This is a genomic window from Streptomyces sp. NBC_01717 (assembly GCF_036248255.1).
GTDB lineage: Bacteria > Actinomycetota > Actinomycetes > Streptomycetales > Streptomycetaceae > Streptomyces.
Map to the genome: position 1 here is coordinate 6,885,743 of NZ_CP109178.1, position 17,506 is coordinate 6,903,248.

Consider the following 17,506-nt stretch of genomic DNA (forward strand, 5'->3'; position numbering starts at 1 on the left):
AGCCGACATGACCACCCCGCAGTACCTCAACCCCCACCAGGCACGCACCGCCGACCCCACCCCGTACGAGAAGAAACTCGCCGCGGTGATCGAGGACGTCTTCGGCAGCGGCGCCCACGACCTGCCCGGCCTCGTCGCCGGACTCAACGCCCGCGACCTGCCCGCCCCCGACGGCAACCCGTGGACCGAGGACACCTTCCGCACCGAGATGCGACGACTGGGAGCGTGAAACGACCATGACCACCGACACCGCAATACACACCGGCGAGACCACCCGGCCCTCCGAAGTCGCCCGCCCCGGCAACCGCACCGCCGACCGCCTCTTCACCACCGGCATACGCAACCAGTGGTACGCCGTCTGCCCCTCCGACTCCGTCCCCGCCGGCGGCATGAAGCGCCTCACCCTCCTCGGTGAGGAATGGCTCCTCTTCCGCCGCGCCGACGGCACCCTCCACATGCTCGAGGACCGCTGCCCCCACCGCGGCGCCCGGCTCTCCCTCGGCAAACACCTCGGCGACCGCATCGCCTGCTGGTACCACGGCGTCCAGGTCGACGGCACCGGCACCGTCGCCGCCGTACCCGGCCTGCCGGGCTGCAACCTCGAAGGCAAACAGCTCGTCGCCGCACCCCACGTCATCGAGACCGGCGGCGCGATCCTCGCCTACTTCGGCGACGACGAACACCCCGAACCGGCTCCCCTCGTCCTGCCGGAACAGCTCACCGACCCCGACGTCTCGGCCTTCCTCTGCTACGCGGAGTGGAACGTCAACTGGCGCTACGCCGTCGAGAACCTCCTCGACCCCATGCACGGATCGTTCCTGCACCGCGACTCGCACAGCATGTCCGAAGGGCAGACCACCGCCCGCTTCCGGATCCGCGAGACCGAACGCGGCTTCTTCTTCGAGAAGACCGACCAGAGCGGCGTGAACTTCGACTGGGTCGAACTCTGCCGCACCGGCATCGACTGGGTCGACCTGACCATCCCGTACCCGCCCACCGCCGGCCCCGGCGGCCCGTTCGGCATCGTCGGCATGGCCACCCCCATCGACGAGGACCGCTGCGCCGTCTTCTTCTGGCGCTACCGCCGCGTCACGGACTGGCAGCGCGACACCTGGCGCTTCCTCTACAAGACCGTGCTGGAGGACCGCCACTGGGACGTCCTCGAACAGGACCGGATCATGCTCGAAGAACTCCGCAGCGACGCCGACCAGGCCGAGAACCTGTACCAGCACGACCTGGGCGTCGTCCGCGTCCGCCGCATGTACCGCACGGAAGCAGAGGCCCAGGCCAAGGCGGACACCACCCGCTGAGCCGCCTCGAACACAAAGATGTCCCCGATCGCCGGACGGGCCCGATCACCGAGCCCGTCCGGCGATCGAGGTTCACGCACCGGCCGGACGGGCAACTCCGAGCCCGTCCGGCAGACCGAGCGCGACCGGCGATCGAGGACGAAGCGGCCACCAGGTGGCCCCGCCCTACCCCTCCTCGCCCGCCCCGTCCTCCGCCGCCAGCACGGACCGCTCCAACTTCTCCAACAACCGCGCCAACTGCCGGCACTCCGCAGGAGTGAGCCCCGCCAGCATCCGCCGCTCGTTCTCCAAATGCTCCGAGAACAACTCGTCGATCGTCGACAGACCCTCGTCCGTCAACCGCGAATGCACCACCCGGCGGTCCTGCGGATCCCGCTCCCGCAGAATCAGCCCGTCCTTCTCCAGCCGGTCGATCCGCAACGTCACACCGGCCGAACTGATCAGCCCGGAATCCGCCAGCTCACCCGCCGTACGACGAAACGGCGCACCAGCCCTGCGCAACGCGGTCAGCACATCGAACCCCGCCATCGACAGGCCCTTGCGCTCCACCGGCCGCGAAATCGCCGCGCTGTACCGCAAGAACGCCCGATGCAGCCGGCCGAACACCTCCAGCGGAGCCGTGTCCAGATCCGGCCGCTCCCGCCGCCAGTCCTCGACGATCGACGCCACCGCATCCTGCCGCGTCGCGGAAGCCGTCTTCTTCGCCATCCCGGGCACCCTCCGTGCAGGAACACAATGGGTAAGAATCTTAGCCCTCAACGGCCACCCGCAGCCGCGCAGCCACCCACCCGCACCGCACCCCGCCCACCACCCACTCAGCCCTGCGAGAACCCCACTGCGCACCCCCTACGCCATGCGGCAGCATGGATCCATGTCCGTACTGACGCGCAACGAAGCGCAGACCCGAGCCCAGCTCCTCGACGTACACCGGTACACGATCGACCTCGATCTGACCACGGGTGAAGACACCTTCGACTCCCGCACCGTCATCCAGTTCACCGCACTCGCGGCCGGAGACACCTTCGTCGAACTCAAGCCCGCCACCCTGCGCTCCATCAGCCTCGACGGACACCCCCTCGACCCCGCAGACCTCACCGAGAACCGCTACCCGCTCACCGCACTCACCGCCGGCCCGCACGAACTGCGCATCGACGCCGCCATGCGCTACTCCCGCACCGGCGAAGGCATGCACCGCTTCACCGACCCCACCGACGGCGAAACGTACCTCTACACCCAGCTCTTCATGGAAGACGTCCAACGCGTCTTCGCCGCATTCGACCAGCCCGACCTCAAATCCGTCTTCGCCCTCACCGTCACCGCCCCCGAAGCCTGGACCGTCCTAGGCAACGGCATCGCCGAACACACCGGCAACGGCCGGTGGACCATCGCCCCCACACCACTGATCTCCACCTACCTCGTCGCCGTCGCCGCAGGCCCCTGGCACTCCGTCACCACCCAGCACGCCGGACTGCCCTTCGGTATCCACTGCCGCCGCTCCCTCGCCCCCCACCTCGACGCCGACGCCGACGAAATCCTCGACATCACCCGCGCCTGCTTCGACCGCTACCACGAAAAATTCGACGAGCCCTACCCCTTCGACTCCTACGACCAGGCGTTCGTACCCGAATTCAACGCCGGCGCCATGGAGAACCCCGGGCTCGTCACCTTCCGCGACGAATTCATCTACCGCTCAGCCGTCACTGACACCGAACGCCAGACCCGCGCCATGGTCATCGCCCACGAAATGGCCCACATGTGGTTCGGCGACCTCGTCACCCTCGCCTGGTGGGACGACATCTGGCTCAACGAGTCCTTCGCCGAATACATGGGCTACCAGACCCTCACCGAAGCCACCCGCTTCACCGACACCTGGGTCGACTTCGGCGTAGCCCGCAAGGGCTGGGGATACGACGCCGACCAACGCCCCTCCACCCACCCCGTCGCCCCCGACCCCGCCGCCGTCCCCGACACCGCATCCGCCATGCTCAACTTCGACGGCATCTCCTACGCCAAGGGCGCATCAGCCCTGCGCCAACTCGTCACCTGGCTCGGCGAAAAAGACTTCCTCACCGGCATCAACACCCACTTCGCCCGACACAAATTCGCCAACGCCACCCTCGCCGACTTCATCGACAACCTCGCCTCAGCCACCGACCGCAACGTCCACGCCTGGGCCGAACAATGGCTCCGCACCACCGGCATCGACACCCTCACCCCCCACGTCGACGAATCCGACGGCGCCTGGTCCATCACCATCGACCAGCACGGCCACCGCCCCCACCGCATCGCCGTCGGCGCCTACGACCACGCCATCGAAACCCAGCCAGGACCGGACCGCCTCATCCTGCGCGACCGCTTCGAACTGGACGTCCCCCACAACAACACCGCCAAGAACCACACCGGACGCCGCCCCGCCCTCGTCGTCCCCAATGACCACGACCTCACCTACGCCAAGGTCCGCCTCGACCCCGAATCCTGGAACACCGCACTCCACACCCTCTCCGGCATCCCCGACGCCCTCACCCGAGCCGTCATCTGGAACACCGCCCGCGACATGGTCCGCGACGGCGAACTCCACCCCACCACCTACCTCCGCACAGCCCGCACCCACCTCCCGCACGAAACCGACCTCGCCCTTGTCCAAGGCGTCCTCACCTTCGCCGACACCCAGATCACCCGCCGCTACACCACCCCCGACAACCGCCCCGCCGCCCACGCCACCCTCACCGACCTCTGCCGCGACCTCATCCGCCGCACCGAGGACGGCGCCAACCCCGGCCTCCGCCTCACCGCCGTACGCCACTACATCGACGCCGCCACCCAACCCGACACCATCCAGGACTGGCTCACCAACGACAGCGTCCCTGGCGGCCCCGAACTCGACCCCGAACTCCGCTGGCGCATCCTCACCCGACTCGCCGTCCTCGGCGCCACCGACGAAACCACCATCGCCACCGAACTCGAACACGACCCCAGCGCCACCGGCCAGGAAGGCGCCGCCCGCTGCCGCGCCGCCCTCCCCACCCCCGAAGCCAAAGCCACCGCCTGGCACAGCCTGTTCAACGACGACACCCTCTCCAACTACCTCTTCAGCGCCACCGCCCAAGGCTTCTGGCAACCCGAACAGGCCGACCTCGTCCACACCTACGTCCCCCGCTACTACCCCGAAGCCACCGCACTCGCCGCCCGCCGCGGCCCCGCCATCGCCGAAGCCGCAGGCCGCTACGCCTTCCCCCACTACGCCATCGACACCGACAACCTCCACCACGGCGAACAAGCCCTGAACGACCCCACCCTCATCCCCGCCCTCCGCCGCAAACTCACCGACCAGATCGACGACCTGCGCCGAGCCCTCGCCGTACGCAACGCCCACTGACCCACCACACCCCACACACCGCAGCACCCGTGCCCGGCGCCACCCCAAGGGGAGACGCCGGGCACACCCATACCACCAGCACCCCCGACAACCCCCCCACCCCCCACCGCCCGTCCCCCTTTCGAGTTCAGATCACCACGCTCACCGGCCGCGCCACCAGAAACCCGGACAAGCTGGCATGTCCACCCATGCGCGCACCCGAAGGGCCCCACCACCCATGCCCACCCCACCCCTCGCCGGATCCACCACCGGACCCGACGCCCTCCGCCCCCTCCTCGACACCGTCCTCACCGCACTCCACGACGGAGCCCACCAACGAAACGGCCCCATCCCCGCCGGCGGACCCCCGACCACCACCACCCGCATACACGCCGCCACCCACCCCGTCATCCCCGACCACGGCACCGGCCCCCACCACGCCCTACGCACCCTCATCACCGCACTCACCCAAGGCTCCGCAGACCCCGCACACCCCCACTGCGCAGCCCACCTCCACACCCCACCCCTCGCCCTCGCCACCGCAGCCGACCTCGCCGCCTCCGCCCTCAACCCCTCCATGGACTCCTGGGACCAAGCACCCGCCGCCTCAACCCTCGAAGCCGCCACCACCACCGCACTCGCCCACGAGATCTACCCCCACCACCCCCACCCCGACGCCCTCATCACCACCGGCGGCACCGAAGCCAACCAACTCGCCCTCCTCCTCGCCCGCGAACGCCACGGCCCCGTACAAACCATCTGCGCCACCAACGCCCACCACAGCATCAACCGCGCCACCTGGCTCCTCGGCCTCCCCGAACCCCTCACCATCCCCGCCCCCACCGGCGTCATGGACCTCACCGCACTCGAAGAAACCCTCACCCGACACCACCACCAGCGCCTCCTCGTCACCGCCACCGCAGGCACCACCGACACCGGCCAGATCGACCCCCTCGACGACATCGCCGACCTCTGCACCACCCACGGAGCCGAACTCCACATCGACGCCGCCTACGGCGGCCCCCTCCTCTTCAGCCCCACCCACCGCACCAAACTCCACGGCCTCCACCGCGCCCACAGCGTCACCCTCGACCTCCACAAACTCGGCTGGCAACCCGCCCCCGCAGGCATCCTCGCCGTCCCCGACCACCACCACCTCCAAGCCCTCCACCACCAAGCCCCCTACCTCAACAGCCACGACGACACCGAAGCCGGCCTCCCCGACCTCCTCGGCCGCTCCCTACGCACCACCCGCCGACCCGACACCCTCAAAATCGCCGTCACCCTCCAAGCCCTCGGCCGCACCGGACTCGCCGACCTCATCGACCGCACCATCAACACCGCCCACCACCTCGCCGACCTCATCACCCACACCCCCACCCTCGACCTCTACGACCGCCCCACCATCACCACCGTCCTCTTCCGCCCCACCCACACCGACGACAACACCGTCGCCACCATCCGCCGCACCCTCCTCACCAACGGCCAAGCCGTCCTCGGCCGCGCCCACACCCACAACGGCCTCTGGCTCAAAGCCACCCTCCTCAACCCCCACACCACCCCCGACGACCTCCAAACCCTCCTCGACCACGTCACCCACCTCACCCACGACCTCAAGAAAGGCAACACACCCCGATGACCGACCGACCCAGCCCCAACCCCGACCAGCCACACGACCTCGTCGGCATCGGCATCGGCCCCTTCAACCTCTCCCTCGCCGCCCTCGCACACGGCATCCCCGGCAACCCCCACCCCCTCGCCGCGACCTTCTACGAACAACGCCCCGCCTTCCACTGGCACCCCGGCCTCCTCATCGACGGCGCCAGCCTCCAAGTCCCCTTCCTCGCCGACCTCGTCACCCTCGCCGACCCCGCAAGCCCCTGGACCTTCCTCAACTACCTACGCAGCCGCGACCGCCTCTTCCCCTTCTACTTCGCCGAGCGCTTCCACATCCAACGAGCCGAATACGACGCCTACTGCCGCTGGGTCACCGACCAACTCCCCGGCCTCCACTTCAGCCACCAGGTCGACGCCGTCCGCTGGAACCCCGAACGCCAACTCTTCGAAGTCGACTTCACCCAACTCGACACCCACGGCGAAGCCGAAGCCCTCGGCCGCGCCTACACCCGCAACATCGCCCTCGGCATCGGCACCGAACCCTTCATCCCCGAACCCCTCAAACCCCTCGCCGACGCCGAAACCGTCCCCGTCATCCACTCCGCCGACTACCTCCACCACCGCCGACAACTCCTCGAAGCCGAACACATCACCGTCATCGGCTCCGGCCAGTCAGGCGCCGAAATCTTCCTCGACCTCCTCCGCGCACGCCCCGCCGGACACGAAAAACTCCACTGGCTCGCCCGTACCCACGCCTTCGCCCCCATGGAGTACTCCAAACTCGGCCTCGAACACTTCACCCCCGACTACAGCCGCTACTTCCACGCACTCCCCGAACACGTACGCGACGAACTCGTCCCCCACCAATGGCAACTCCACAAAGGCATCGACGCCGACACCATCGCCGCCATCCACGACGAGCTCTACCGACGCACCCTCCACGGTGGCTGGCCCGACACCACCCTCACCCCCGGCGTCCACGTACGCACCGCAGGCCGCCTCGCCAACACCCGCGTCGAACTCCACCTCGAACACACCCAACAAGGCACCCGCACCCGCCTCACCACCGACGCAGTCGTCCTCGCCACCGGCTACCGCGAACGCCCCCTCGACCGCATCCTCACCGGCCTCGCCCCCCACATCCGCCGCGACACCGGCGGACGCCCCAGCATCGACGACCAATTCCGCCTCGAACTCGACCCCACCGTCACCGGCAACGTCTACGTACAGAACGCCGAACGCCACACCCACGGAGTCGGCGCCCCCGACCTCGGACTCGCCGCCTGGCGCAGCGCCACCATCCTCAACAACCTCACCGGCACCAACGCCTACCCCCTCCCACAACGCACCGCCTTCACCACCTTCGGCCTCACCCCCCAGAACACCCCCAAAATCCCCCACCAGCACCCCGGCCTCATCCCCCTCGTACAAGGCAACTGACCCACCGCACACAAAAAAGCGGCCGCCTCCCGGAAAGGAGACGGCCGCTCGACCAAAGAACCGCTAGAACACCGGCTTACCGTCCCGCGTCAGCCGCCAGTCCACCGAAGCGAACTGCGAACCATCCACCGAACCCTTCGCCTGCACCCACGCAATGATCGTGTTACGGATCTCCTCCGAATTCGCCCACAACTGCTTCGCACCCGGCACATGCGGGAAGTTGCCGCCACCGCTCGCCCGATAGTTGTTCACCGCCAGCACGAACTGAGCCGCCGGATCGATCGCCTTGCCCTCGAACGACAGATCCACAATCCGCGAACCGTTCGGCTTCGCGATGTCGATGTCATACGTCAGACCCGACACCGCGTCATAGTTGTAGTCCGGCGTATTGTCCGCATTCGTCAACTTCGCCGTATCCACCGGAACATCAGCCGCCGTCTGCACGTAATACCGCGCCGAGAACTCCAGGTAGTCCTTGATCTGCGCACCCGTCAACAGCCGGGCCTCAAGCGTGTTCTCGAACGGATACAGCCCCGCCGCATCCTTGATCGTCACATCGCCGGCCGGAATCTGCGCCGTACGCGAGAAACACGACGCCTGCGACAGCACCGGAAGCGACGCATACTCGCCACCGGCCAGCGCAGCCTTCACCGTCTCCGCCTGAACCACATTGATCAGATCAATGATCGGCTCGTCCTTCCACGCCGCCTCCGCCGTCGTCATCGCCACCGTCGACGAACCGATGACCTGATTGACGTACGCCACGACCTTCTTGTGCTCGTCGGCCAGCAGACCAGTGATCTTCGAGTCCTCGGCCACCGTGTTCGAGTTCAGCACCTGCGAACCCGCACGCTCCACCACCCAGCGGCCCTTCTCCCACACCAGATCGAAGTCGAACAACGTCAACCGCTGCCCCCACTTCAACGGCTCGGAGAGCACCACCTTCTTACCCGTCTCCTTGTTCTCCACGAAGTACTCGGGGATCTCCAGATGGGCATGGCCGACCAGAATCGCATCGATACCCGGCACCTGCTCCGCCACCAGAGCCGCCGCGTTCTCCACATACGGAACCTGATCACCGTACGACGACGTCCCACTGGTCCCCGAATGCGCCGACACGATCACGACATCCGCACCCATGGACCGAAGTCGCGGCACGAACTTCGCCGCCTGCTCCTCCAGCCCCGGGAACACCATCTTGCCGCTGACATTCACCTTGTCCCAGATCGCGATCCCCGGATTCGTCAGACCCAGAATCGCCACCTTGACATCCGGACCGTGCGGCGTACGCATCCGCTTGATCACATACGGAGCGAACGCAGGCCGCAACGTCTTCGCATCCAGCGCATTCGCACCCAGCAGCGGGAAATCACACTGCTCCTCGAACTTCCGCAGCACCGGAATGCCGTAGTTGAACTCATGGTTGCCCAGCGCCGCCGCGTCGTACCCGATCGCGTTCATCGCCTGCGCCATCGGATGCACCGGACCACGCTTCGCCGTGATCGGATCGATCTTCGCGTAGTAGTACGACAGCTGCGTGCCCTGGATCGTGTCACCCGCATCGATCATCAGGGTGTTGTGCCGGCCCTTCTCCGCACGGACCTGGTCCACCAACGTCGAGATCTTCGCCAGACCCACATCGTTGTGCGCCTTGTCGTCGAACTCCTTGTCCGTGAAGTAGTCCCAGTTGAAGACATTCCCGTGCAGATCGGTCGTGCCCATCACCGTGAACGAATACCGCTTCGGCGGACGCCCATGACCACGACCGTGGGCCTCGGCAGGCACAGCCACACCCCCAGCCATCGCCACACCGGCCCCGGCCGCAGCCGATGTGCCCAGGAACGTCCTACGGTTCAGCGGCATCTTGTCTCCCACAGATCAGATCTCGTACTACACAACGCGCGTAGATAATGACCCACCAGCCGCACCTTGCAACACCCCTCGCAGGTTTCTATCTGATGACCACACGTGCCACACCCCGAAGCGACCGCGGACCCCTGCCCCCACACCAGCCCCCAACGGCACCCCGAAACTCTGATCAGAATGCTCATCAGAGCGCCCCCATGCACAATTCAACCCTTGTCAATAACCCTTCACCCAAAGGTTGTTGAGTCGACACGCAGACCCAAATCGCTACCCGTAGGTAAGGTCTAGGCTCAAACCATGCGCCGAGCAAAAATCGTCTGCACCCTGGGCCCAGCCACCGACACATACGACCAGATCAAGGCACTCGTCGAAGCCGGAATGGACATCGCCCGCTTCAACCTCAGCCACGGCTCCTACGCCGAACACGAACAGCGCTACCGCCACGTACGCAAAGCCTCCGACGAAACCGGACGCAGCGTCGGCATCCTCGCCGACCTTCAAGGCCCGAAGATCCGCCTCGGCCGCTTCCGCGAAGGCCCCGTACTCCTTGAACGCGGCGACACCTTCACCATCACCGTCGAACCCACCGAAGGCGACCGCAACACCTGCGGCACCACCTACGAAGGCCTCAACACCGACGTCACCACCGGCGAACGCATCCTCGTCGACGACGGCCGCGTCACCCTCGAAGTCACCCACGTCGACGGCCCCCGCGTCCACACCACCGTCATCGAAGGAGGCATGGTCTCCGACAACAAAGGCCTCAACCTCCCCGGCGTCGCCGTCTCCGTCCCCGCACTCTCCGACAAAGACATCGAAGACCTCCGCTGGGCCCTGCGCACCGGCGCCGACATCATCGCCCTCTCCTTCGTACGCAGCGGACAAGACATCGACGACGTCCACCGCATCATGGACGAAGAAGGCCGCCGCCTCCCCGTCATCGCCAAAGTCGAAAAACCCCAGGCCGTCGAGAACATCGACGACATCGTCGCCGCATTCGACGGCATCATGGTCGCCCGCGGCGACCTCGGCGTCGAAATGCCCCTCGAACAAGTGCCGATCGTCCAGAAGCGCGCCATCAAACTCGCCAAGCGCAACGCCAAACCGGTCATCGTCGCCACCCAGATGCTCGACTCGATGATCGACAACTCCCGGCCCACCCGCGCCGAAGCCTCCGACGTCGCCAACGCCATCATCGACGGCACCGACGCCGTCATGCTCTCCGGCGAGACCAGCGTCGGCAAATACCCCATCGAAACGGTCCGCACGATGTCCCGCATCGTCGAAGCCGCCGAGGAAGACATCCTCGCCAAGGGCCTGCCCCCACTCACCGACCGCAACAAGCCCCGCACCCAGGGCGGCGCGGTCGCCCGAGCAGCCGCAGAGATGGGCGACTTCCTCGGCGCGAAATTCCTCGTCGCCTTCACCCAGAGCGGCGACACCGTCAAGCGACTCTCCCGCTACCGCTCACCCATCCCACTCCTGGCCTTCACCCCCGACCCGGCCACCCGCTCCCAGCTGAACCTCACATGGGGCGTCGAGACCTTCCTCGGCCCGCACGTCGACTCCACGGACGCGATGGTCGCCCAGGTCGATGAGGAACTCCTGCGGATCGGCCGCTGCGAGAAGGGCGACGTCGTGGTCATCACGGCCGGCTCCCCGCCCGGCGTCGCGGGATCGACGAACCTGGTACGCGTGCACCACATCGGCGAGGACGACAGCCCCAAGTAATCCGGTCGTCAGTGCTTCGGCCCGACGTGAGCGTCCATGAGTGCGACGGACGCCCGTCGGGCGACGGAGATGTTGTATTTCCTGCCCGCCCGCGTGCAGTGCTTCCACTCGACGCCCAGCTTGTCGAGGGTGTCGGTATAGAGCTGCCTGATGTCGTCCGAGACGTTGGTGAACCAGTACCTCGGGTACTCGTAGCGCTTCCGCTCGCCACCCACGATGCGGGTTGTCCAGTTCATGTTGCGACACCCGTCGGAATGGATCAGGCCTCGGACGAAGTCCCACGGGTGCGTGTCGATGATTTCTTGCTGCCAGGGTTCGAGGGCGATGAGACGTTCGTGCTTCTTGCCGGGGCCGTGCTGCGGGAAGAGGCACCAAAGGTGTTTCGAGTTCATCTTCACTTCGTGGCAGCCTTTCCGTCTGACTCTGCACACGGAGTTCTCGGGAAAGACGGCGCGCATGGCCTCTTCGCACAGGTCCATGAGGCCAGGCCACGAGTCGGCACAGGTAACGGACAGACTGGGCGTCCGCATCGCCCTGTTCTGGATTATGTGTCCGTCGCCCAGGTAGAGGCCGAGAAGGTAGGCGTACGCCGACTGATCCAGCTGCCCGTCGCATCTGGGGCAGAGTGGGCGATGCGCTCCAGGGCACTCGCCGCGTTTGGCGCGGTCCATGTGCTTCCAGTAGCTGATGGTGCCCGCGGGCACATTCAGCTTCCGTGCAACGTCTGCGTTTTTTGCGCCACCTCGGAGGAGGGCGATTGCTTTGTGTCGAATCTCCGGTCCGTGGAAGTTCATACGGACACCATGAGTTACTGATCGCCACCGAGGGTAGCAAAAAGCGGATGTTCACGAGAACGTGAGCATCCGCTTTTGGGTGTGCCGGGTGCGGGAGTCGAACCCGCACGTCCTTTCGGACAGATGTGTTTGAGACATCAGCGTCTGCCATTCCGCCAACCCGGCTGGCTAACCTCGGGCGAGTCTACCGGGTCACCGCAGGTCCTCGCAGCTAGGTAGGCTGCAGGAGCAGCAGCATCTGCCCGGTCCGCAACGAGGAGCCCCGTGACCACGCCCGAGTCGCCCCAGCCCGTCGCCGACGACGACAAGTCGCACGTCCCGCCGCTGACGACCCGCGTCGTCATCGCCGAGGACGAGGCTCTCATCCGCCTCGACCTCAAAGAGATGCTCGAAGAAGAGGGCTATGCGGTCGTCGGCGAGGCCGGTGACGGTGAGAAGGCGGTCGAGCTCGCCCGGGAGCACCGGCCCGACCTCGTCATCCTCGATGTGAAGATGCCGATCCTCGACGGTATCTCCGCCGCCGAGCGCATTGCCGAGGAGTCCATCGCACCGGTTCTGATGCTCACCGCGTTCTCGCAGCGTGACCTCGTGGAGCGGGCCCGGGATGCCGGGGCGATGGCGTACCTCGTGAAGCCGTTCAGTAAGAGCGACGTGGTGCCGGCCATCGAGATGGCTGTGTCGCGGTTCGCGGAGCTGAAGGCGTTGGAGACCGAGGTCGCGGATCTTTCGCAGCGGCTGGAGACGCGGAAGCTGGTGGATCGGGCGAAGAGCATTCTGCAGACGGATTACGGGCTGTCGGAGCCGGCTGCGTTCCGGTGGATTCAGAAGACGTCGATGGATCGTCGTCTGTCGATGCAGCAGCTTGCCGAGGCGTTGATCGAGGATGCCGAGGAGAAGCGGCGGGCGTCGAAGGACGGCGCGTAGTCGCGCAGGCGCGTACGGAAGAGGCCCGCATCCCGGATCGATCGGGGTGCGGGCCTCTTCGGTGTGCAGGGTGGGTCAGTCCTCGCCGAGGTACGCCTTGCGGACGGATTCGTCGTGGAGGAGGTTCTGGCCGGTGCCGGAGAGGACGATCTTGCCGACCTCCATGACGTGGCCGTGGTCGGCGAGGGAGAGTGCGGCCTGGGCGTTCTGCTCGACGAGCAGGATGGTGGTGCCCTGGGCCTTGAGCTCGACGATGGTCTCCATGATCTTCTGCATCATGATCGGGGAGAGCCCCATGGAGGGTTCGTCGAGCATGAGCAGTTTGGGCTGGGACATGAGGGCGCGGCCCATGGCGAGCATTTGCTGTTCGCCGCCCGAGAGGGTTCCTGCGGCCTGCTTCCTTCGTTCTCCGAGGATGGGGAAGAGGTCGTAGGCGCGCTGGATGTCCTTTTCGATGCCTGCTTTGTCGTTGCGGAGGTAGGCGCCGAGGAGGAGGTTCTCGGTGATCGTCAGCCGGGGGAAGATGTGGCGTCCCTCGGGGGAGTGGGCGAGGCCCAGGGAGACGATCTTGTGGGCGGGGATGTTGGTGAGTGGTTTGCCCTCGAAGAGGATCTGGCCGCCGATGGGCTTGAGGAGGCCGGAGAGGGTGCGCAGGGTGGTGGTTTTTCCTGCGCCGTTGGTGCCGATGAGGGTGACGACCTGGCCGGCTTCGACGGTGAAGGAGATGCCTTTGACGGCTTCGATCTTGCCGTAGGCGACGCGGAGGTCTTCGACCTGGAGCAGTGCGGTCATCGGGTGTCCTCCTCTTCGGTGCGGGTGGTGCTGGTGTCGTCGTCGGTGGCGGTTGCCGCTTCGGCGGGCTCCGCTTCCGTGGTTTCGGCTTCGGCGTGTGCTTCGGCTTCTGCGGCTTCGACTTCGGCGACTTCTTCGGCGCCGGGGGCGCCTTCGAAGGGGGTGCCGAGGTAGGCGGCTACGACGCGTTCGTCGCTCTGGACGACGTCGGAGGTGCCTTCGACGAGTTTTTCGCCTTGTACGAGGACGGCGACTCGGTCGCAGAGGTTGAAGATGAAGCGCATGTCGTGCTCGATGACGAGGACGGCGATGCCTTGGTCCCGGATGGCGAAGATGAGTTCTTCGGTGACGCGGGTTTCCTGGGGGTTCATGCCTGCGGTGGGCTCGTCCAGGAGGAGGAGTCCGGGGTCGCTGGCGAGGGCGCGGGCGATTTCCAGCTTGCGCTGGTCTCCGTAGGGGAGGTTGCGCGCGAGGTGGTCGGCCTTGTCCTGGAGGCCGATGAACTCGAGGAGTTCCATGGCTCGTTCGCGGCTGGCGTTCTCGGCTTTGGTGAAGCCGGGGAGGCGCAGGAGCGCGGACCAGAGGCCTTCTTTGGTGCGGGTGTGGCGTCCGACGAGGACGTTTTCCAGGACGGACATGTTGGCGAAGAGCCGGATGTTCTGGAAGGTGCGGGCGATGCCTGCCTGGGTGACGAGGTGGGGCTTGGGCGGCAGGACGGTGCCCTTGTAGCTGACTTTGCCTTCGGTGGGGACGTAGAGCCCGGTGAGGCAGTTGAAGAAGGTGGTTTTGCCGGCGCCGTTGGGTCCGATGAGGCCGACGATTTCACCTGCGTTGACGGTGAGGTCGACGTTGCGTACGGCGGTGAGCCCGCCGAAGCGCATGGTGACGCCGCTTGCGTCGAGGACGGTGGTGGCGGTTTTTGTGGTGGTGGTCATGGTGGTCACGCCCCCGCCTTGGCGATGCCGGCGCCGGTTTCTTCGGACTGCCGTGGTTCGGGTACGTCGATGGTGTCGTTCTCGTGGAATTCGAGCTGCTTCCTGCGGTCGGCGATCAGGCCTTCGGGGCGGAAGCGCATCAGGAGGATGAGCGCGATGCCGAAGAGGAAGAGCTGGTAGTCCTGCATGAACTGGAGTTTGGCCGGGATGAGGTAGAGCAGTGCGGCGCCGACGAAGGGTCCGCTGAGGGTTCCCATGCCGCCGAGGATGACGGCGGCGAGGAGGAACGCGGAGTTCGGGGGTACGGAGCCGGCGAACTGGTACTGCTCTGGTGTCACGGTGTAGTTGACGTGCGCCTGGACGGTGCCGGCGAGGCCGGCGAGGGTGGCGCCGAGGGCGAAGGCGAGCAGCTTGAGCCGGAAGGCGTTGATGCCCATGGCGGTGGCGGCGGTTTCGTCTTCGCGGATGGCGACCCAGGCGCGGCCGATGCGGGAGTCTCCGGAGCGGCGGAACACGAGGACGACGACGGCGGTGACGACGAGCATCAGCAGGTAGTAGTTGGCGGGCCTGCTGAGGGTGAAGGGGCCGATGTCGTGGCTGAGTCCGAAGTCGATCCCGAAGAGGTTGAGGTCCGGGATGCTGGGGATGCCTTGGGAGCCGTTGGTGAGGTCGGGTCCGCTGTTGCCGTTGAGGTTGTTGACGGTGACGCGGAAGATCTCACCGAAGCCGAGGGTGACGATGGCGAGGTAGTCGCCGCGCAGTCGGAGGGTCGGGGCGCCGATGAGGACGCCGAAGATCAGTGAGACTGCGGCTCCGGTGAGGACGGCGGCCCAGAAGGGGAAGTGGACGCCGATGGCTGAGAGTGGTGCGCCGGAGACGAGGGCCGCGGTGTAGGCGCCGACGCCGAGGAAGGCGACGTAGCCGAGGTCGAGGAGGCCGGCGAGGCCGACGACGACGTTGAGGCCGAGTGCGACGGTGGCGAAGATGAGGATGTTGGCGCCGATGAGGGCGTATTCCGCGGTGTCCTGGGTGAAGGGGAAGCAGAAGGCTGCGACCAGGGCTGCGGCGAGGGTGACGTTGCGGTGCTTCGTGGTCAGCGCGGTGATGCGGGAGATGAGTCCTGCACGGGTGAGCGCGGTGAAGGCGAAGCCTGCGGTGATGAGGAAGCCGATGAACTGTTCGGATTCTTCGGTGGGGATGTCGATGCCGTAGGTGAAGACGTACAGCGCGGCGCCGAAGGAGCCGGCGATGATGAGGATTTCGGCCCAGGCGGGGAGGGTTTTGGCGCGGGTGGCCGCGGGTGCGGTGAGGCTGTTGCGGAAGCGCTGCCAGATGCCCGGCTGGGGTTGGTCCTGGGGGAGTGGGTCGTCGCTCGGGAGTCCGAGTGCGGTGAGGGCGGCGATGAGTGCGCCGATGCCGCTGACCCAGGCTCCGGGTTCGAGGTTGACTGCGCCGCCGAGCTCGTAGGAGATGGCGCCCATGGCGTAGCCGGTGGTGCCGAGGGTGCCGAGGGCGAGGAGTCGGACGGGGCTGTTGGTGCCGCCGGGGGTGAGCCAGCGCAGTCCTCGGATGCCGTATCCGCAGAGTGCGAAGACGAGGGTGAGGATGGCGCCGGTGAGGGTGAGGATCTGGAGGCCGCCGGGGTAGCCGGTGACGGTGAGGTCGCCGGGGAAGTCGGTGGTCCAGGTCCAGGGGAGGAAGGTGCCGGCGAGTGCGATGGCGGCGCCTGCGATGGTGGCGAGGCGGGCGATCGGTGCGGGCAGTGGGATGAGTGTGTTCTGGGTGGTCATCCGTATCACGCCCGATCCGCGACGCGTTCGCCGAGCAGGCCTTGGGGCCGGAGCAGCAGGACGACGATGAGGAGGACGAAGGCCCATACGTCCTTCCAGGCGCCGCCGCCGAAGAGGTCCATGCCGGGGACGTCGCTCATGTAGCCGGTGGCGAGGGATTCGGCGACGCCGAGTACGACTCCGCCGAGCATGGCGCCGTAGATGTTGCCGATGCCGCCGAGTACGGCTGCGGTGAAGGCCTTGAGGCCCATGATGAAGCCCATTTTGAAGCCGATCTGGCCGTTCTTGAGCCCGTAGGCGACGGCGGCGACGGCTGCGAACGCGGCACCGATGGCGAAGGCCATGACGATGATGCGGTCGGTGTTGATGCCCATGAGCTTGGCGGTGTCGGGGTCCTGCGAGGTTGCCTGCATGCCGCGACCGGACCGGGTCTTGGAGACGAAGAGTCCGAGGGCGAGCATGCAGACGGGTGCGGCGATGAGGACGAAGAGGTCACCGCGCTGGATGCTGGCGCCGAAGAGGTCGAATGCTTCGCCCTTGAACTGGGGGAAGGGTCGGTCCTTCGTGGCGTTGGGGTACCACTTCCAGATGGCCTGCTGGAGTGCGAGGGAGAGTCCGATCGCGGTGATCAGCGGGGCGAGTCTGGGGGCGGTGCGCAGCGGCCGGTAGGCGAAGCGTTCGGCTGCGACGCTGACGGCGACGGAGCATATTATGCCGCCGATGATCATGAGGGGGACGATTGCGAGGAGGTTGGAGCCGGCCGGCATCCAGAGGTACACGGTGAGAGCTCCGAAGCCTCCGATCATGAAGATCTCGCCGTGGGCGAAGTTGATGAGCTGGATGATTCCGTAGACCATCGTGTAACCGATCGCGATGAGACCGTACATCGCGCCGAGGATGAGTCCATTGGCCAGCTGTTGCGGCAGTTCGTTCACCGCAGGGCCTCCGTGGA

At 66.6% G+C, this 17,506-nt stretch carries 14 protein-coding genes and 1 tRNA gene; 7 read left to right on the top strand and 8 right to left on the bottom strand.

Going from position 1 to position 17,506, the window contains the following annotated elements; genetic code table 11:
- The first annotated feature begins 7 nt into the window (after nucleotides 1–7).
- Entirely contained in the window at nucleotides 8–229 is a 222-nt protein-coding gene (locus tag OHB49_RS31185; RefSeq protein WP_030972714.1) for a recombinase-like helix-turn-helix domain-containing protein, read from the top strand.
- A gap of 7 nt (nucleotides 230–236) precedes the next feature.
- A complete protein-coding gene (locus OHB49_RS31190; protein ID WP_030972713.1) occupies nucleotides 237–1,310 on the top strand; it encodes an aromatic ring-hydroxylating oxygenase subunit alpha in 1,074 nt (357 codons plus the stop codon).
- A gap of 165 nt (nucleotides 1,311–1,475) precedes the next feature.
- On the opposite strand, the gene OHB49_RS31195 is transcribed toward OHB49_RS31190, so the two are convergent.
- On the bottom strand, nucleotides 1,476–2,018 hold the full coding sequence (locus tag OHB49_RS31195) for a MarR family winged helix-turn-helix transcriptional regulator (protein WP_030972712.1): 543 nt from the start codon (nucleotides 2,016–2,018) through the stop codon (nucleotides 1,476–1,478).
- Between the two features lie 163 nt (nucleotides 2,019–2,181).
- Here OHB49_RS31195 and pepN point away from each other — a divergent pair, with 163 nt between their 5' ends.
- The 3 genes from pepN to OHB49_RS31210 all read left to right on the top strand — a co-directional run bounded on the left by pepN (nucleotide 2,182) and on the right by OHB49_RS31210 (nucleotide 7,722).
- Nucleotides 2,182–4,686: an aminopeptidase N gene (pepN, locus tag OHB49_RS31200; RefSeq protein ID WP_329164277.1), complete on the top strand. Its 2,505-nt coding sequence runs from the start codon at nucleotides 2,182–2,184 to the stop codon at nucleotides 4,684–4,686.
- A gap of 217 nt (nucleotides 4,687–4,903) precedes the next feature.
- Nucleotides 4,904–6,304: a pyridoxal phosphate-dependent decarboxylase family protein gene (locus OHB49_RS31205; protein ID WP_329164279.1), complete on the top strand. Its 1,401-nt coding sequence runs from the start codon at nucleotides 4,904–4,906 to the stop codon at nucleotides 6,302–6,304.
- The gene (locus OHB49_RS31210) at nucleotides 6,301–7,722 is read left to right on the top strand and encodes a lysine N(6)-hydroxylase/L-ornithine N(5)-oxygenase family protein (protein WP_329164280.1); all 1,422 of its coding nucleotides are present in this window, start codon (nucleotides 6,301–6,303) and stop codon (nucleotides 7,720–7,722) included. The genes OHB49_RS31205 and OHB49_RS31210 overlap by 4 nt, the downstream gene beginning before the upstream one ends.
- A gap of 63 nt (nucleotides 7,723–7,785) precedes the next feature.
- Here the strand turns inward: OHB49_RS31210 and OHB49_RS31215 are convergent, their stop codons facing one another.
- Nucleotides 7,786–9,585, bottom strand: a complete 1,800-nt coding sequence (locus OHB49_RS31215; RefSeq protein WP_329164282.1) for a bifunctional metallophosphatase/5'-nucleotidase — start codon at nucleotides 9,583–9,585, stop codon at nucleotides 7,786–7,788.
- Between the two features lie 300 nt (nucleotides 9,586–9,885).
- On the opposite strand from OHB49_RS31215, the gene pyk reads away from it, so the two are divergent.
- A complete protein-coding gene (gene pyk / locus OHB49_RS31220; RefSeq protein WP_030974792.1) occupies nucleotides 9,886–11,319 on the top strand; it encodes a pyruvate kinase in 1,434 nt (477 codons plus the stop codon).
- Between the two features lie 8 nt (nucleotides 11,320–11,327).
- Here pyk and OHB49_RS31225 read toward each other — a convergent pair whose 3' ends face one another.
- Nucleotides 11,328–12,113: a helix-turn-helix domain-containing protein gene (locus tag OHB49_RS31225; protein ID WP_329164283.1), complete on the bottom strand. Its 786-nt coding sequence runs from the start codon at nucleotides 12,111–12,113 to the stop codon at nucleotides 11,328–11,330.
- Between the two features lie 82 nt (nucleotides 12,114–12,195).
- A tRNA-Leu gene (locus OHB49_RS31230) sits at nucleotides 12,196–12,278 on the bottom strand.
- A 99-nt stretch (nucleotides 12,279–12,377) separates the two neighbouring features.
- On the opposite strand from OHB49_RS31230, the gene OHB49_RS31235 reads away from it, so the two are divergent.
- On the top strand, nucleotides 12,378–13,037 hold the full coding sequence (locus tag OHB49_RS31235) for an ANTAR domain-containing response regulator (protein ID WP_327124381.1): 660 nt from the start codon (nucleotides 12,378–12,380) through the stop codon (nucleotides 13,035–13,037).
- A 75-nt stretch (nucleotides 13,038–13,112) separates the two neighbouring features.
- On the opposite strand, the gene OHB49_RS31240 is transcribed toward OHB49_RS31235, so the two are convergent.
- Genes OHB49_RS31240 through OHB49_RS31255 form a run of 4 tightly spaced genes read right to left on the bottom strand, consistent with a single transcriptional unit; the run spans nucleotide 13,113 to nucleotide 17,489 of the window.
- On the bottom strand, nucleotides 13,113–13,829 hold the full coding sequence (locus tag OHB49_RS31240; protein ID WP_326603082.1) for an ABC transporter ATP-binding protein: 717 nt from the start codon (nucleotides 13,827–13,829) through the stop codon (nucleotides 13,113–13,115).
- Entirely contained in the window at nucleotides 13,826–14,764 is a 939-nt protein-coding gene (locus OHB49_RS31245) for an ABC transporter ATP-binding protein (protein ID WP_329166681.1), read from the bottom strand. The genes OHB49_RS31240 and OHB49_RS31245 overlap by 4 nt, the downstream gene beginning before the upstream one ends.
- A 5-nt stretch (nucleotides 14,765–14,769) precedes the next feature.
- Nucleotides 14,770–16,554, bottom strand: coding sequence for a branched-chain amino acid ABC transporter permease (locus tag OHB49_RS31250; RefSeq protein ID WP_329164285.1), 1,785 nt, complete (start codon nucleotides 16,552–16,554; stop codon nucleotides 14,770–14,772).
- A 5-nt stretch (nucleotides 16,555–16,559) separates the two neighbouring features.
- Nucleotides 16,560–17,489 carry a branched-chain amino acid ABC transporter permease gene (locus OHB49_RS31255; protein ID WP_329164286.1) on the bottom strand — a complete coding sequence of 310 codons (930 nt, stop codon included), beginning with the start codon at nucleotides 17,487–17,489 and terminating at the stop codon, nucleotides 16,560–16,562.
- Between the last annotated feature and the right edge of the window lie 17 nt (nucleotides 17,490–17,506).

What these genes read in the sequence shown, in the direction of transcription:
- OHB49_RS31185 (WP_030972714.1), top strand. Translation starts at nt 8, where the DNA reads ATGACCACCCCGCAGTACCTCAACCCCCACCAGGCACGCACCGCCGAC.
- OHB49_RS31190 (WP_030972713.1), top strand. Translation starts at nt 237, where the DNA reads ATGACCACCGACACCGCAATACACACCGGCGAGACCACCCGGCCCTCC.
- OHB49_RS31195 (WP_030972712.1), bottom strand. Translation starts at nt 2,018, where the DNA reads ATGGCGAAGAAGACGGCTTCCGCGACGCGGCAGGATGCGGTGGCGTCG.
- pepN (WP_329164277.1), top strand. Translation starts at nt 2,182, where the DNA reads ATGTCCGTACTGACGCGCAACGAAGCGCAGACCCGAGCCCAGCTCCTC.
- OHB49_RS31205 (WP_329164279.1), top strand. Translation starts at nt 4,904, where the DNA reads ATGCCCACCCCACCCCTCGCCGGATCCACCACCGGACCCGACGCCCTC.
- OHB49_RS31210 (WP_329164280.1), top strand. Translation starts at nt 6,301, where the DNA reads ATGACCGACCGACCCAGCCCCAACCCCGACCAGCCACACGACCTCGTC.
- OHB49_RS31215 (WP_329164282.1), bottom strand. Translation starts at nt 9,585, where the DNA reads ATGCCGCTGAACCGTAGGACGTTCCTGGGCACATCGGCTGCGGCCGGG.
- pyk (WP_030974792.1), top strand. Translation starts at nt 9,886, where the DNA reads ATGCGCCGAGCAAAAATCGTCTGCACCCTGGGCCCAGCCACCGACACA.
- OHB49_RS31225 (WP_329164283.1), bottom strand. Translation starts at nt 12,113, where the DNA reads ATGAACTTCCACGGACCGGAGATTCGACACAAAGCAATCGCCCTCCTC.
- OHB49_RS31240 (WP_326603082.1), bottom strand. Translation starts at nt 13,829, where the DNA reads ATGACCGCACTGCTCCAGGTCGAAGACCTCCGCGTCGCCTACGGCAAG.
- OHB49_RS31245 (WP_329166681.1), bottom strand. Translation starts at nt 14,764, where the DNA reads ATGACCACCACCACAAAAACCGCCACCACCGTCCTCGACGCAAGCGGC.
- OHB49_RS31250 (WP_329164285.1), bottom strand. Translation starts at nt 16,554, where the DNA reads ATGACCACCCAGAACACACTCATCCCACTGCCCGCACCGATCGCCCGC.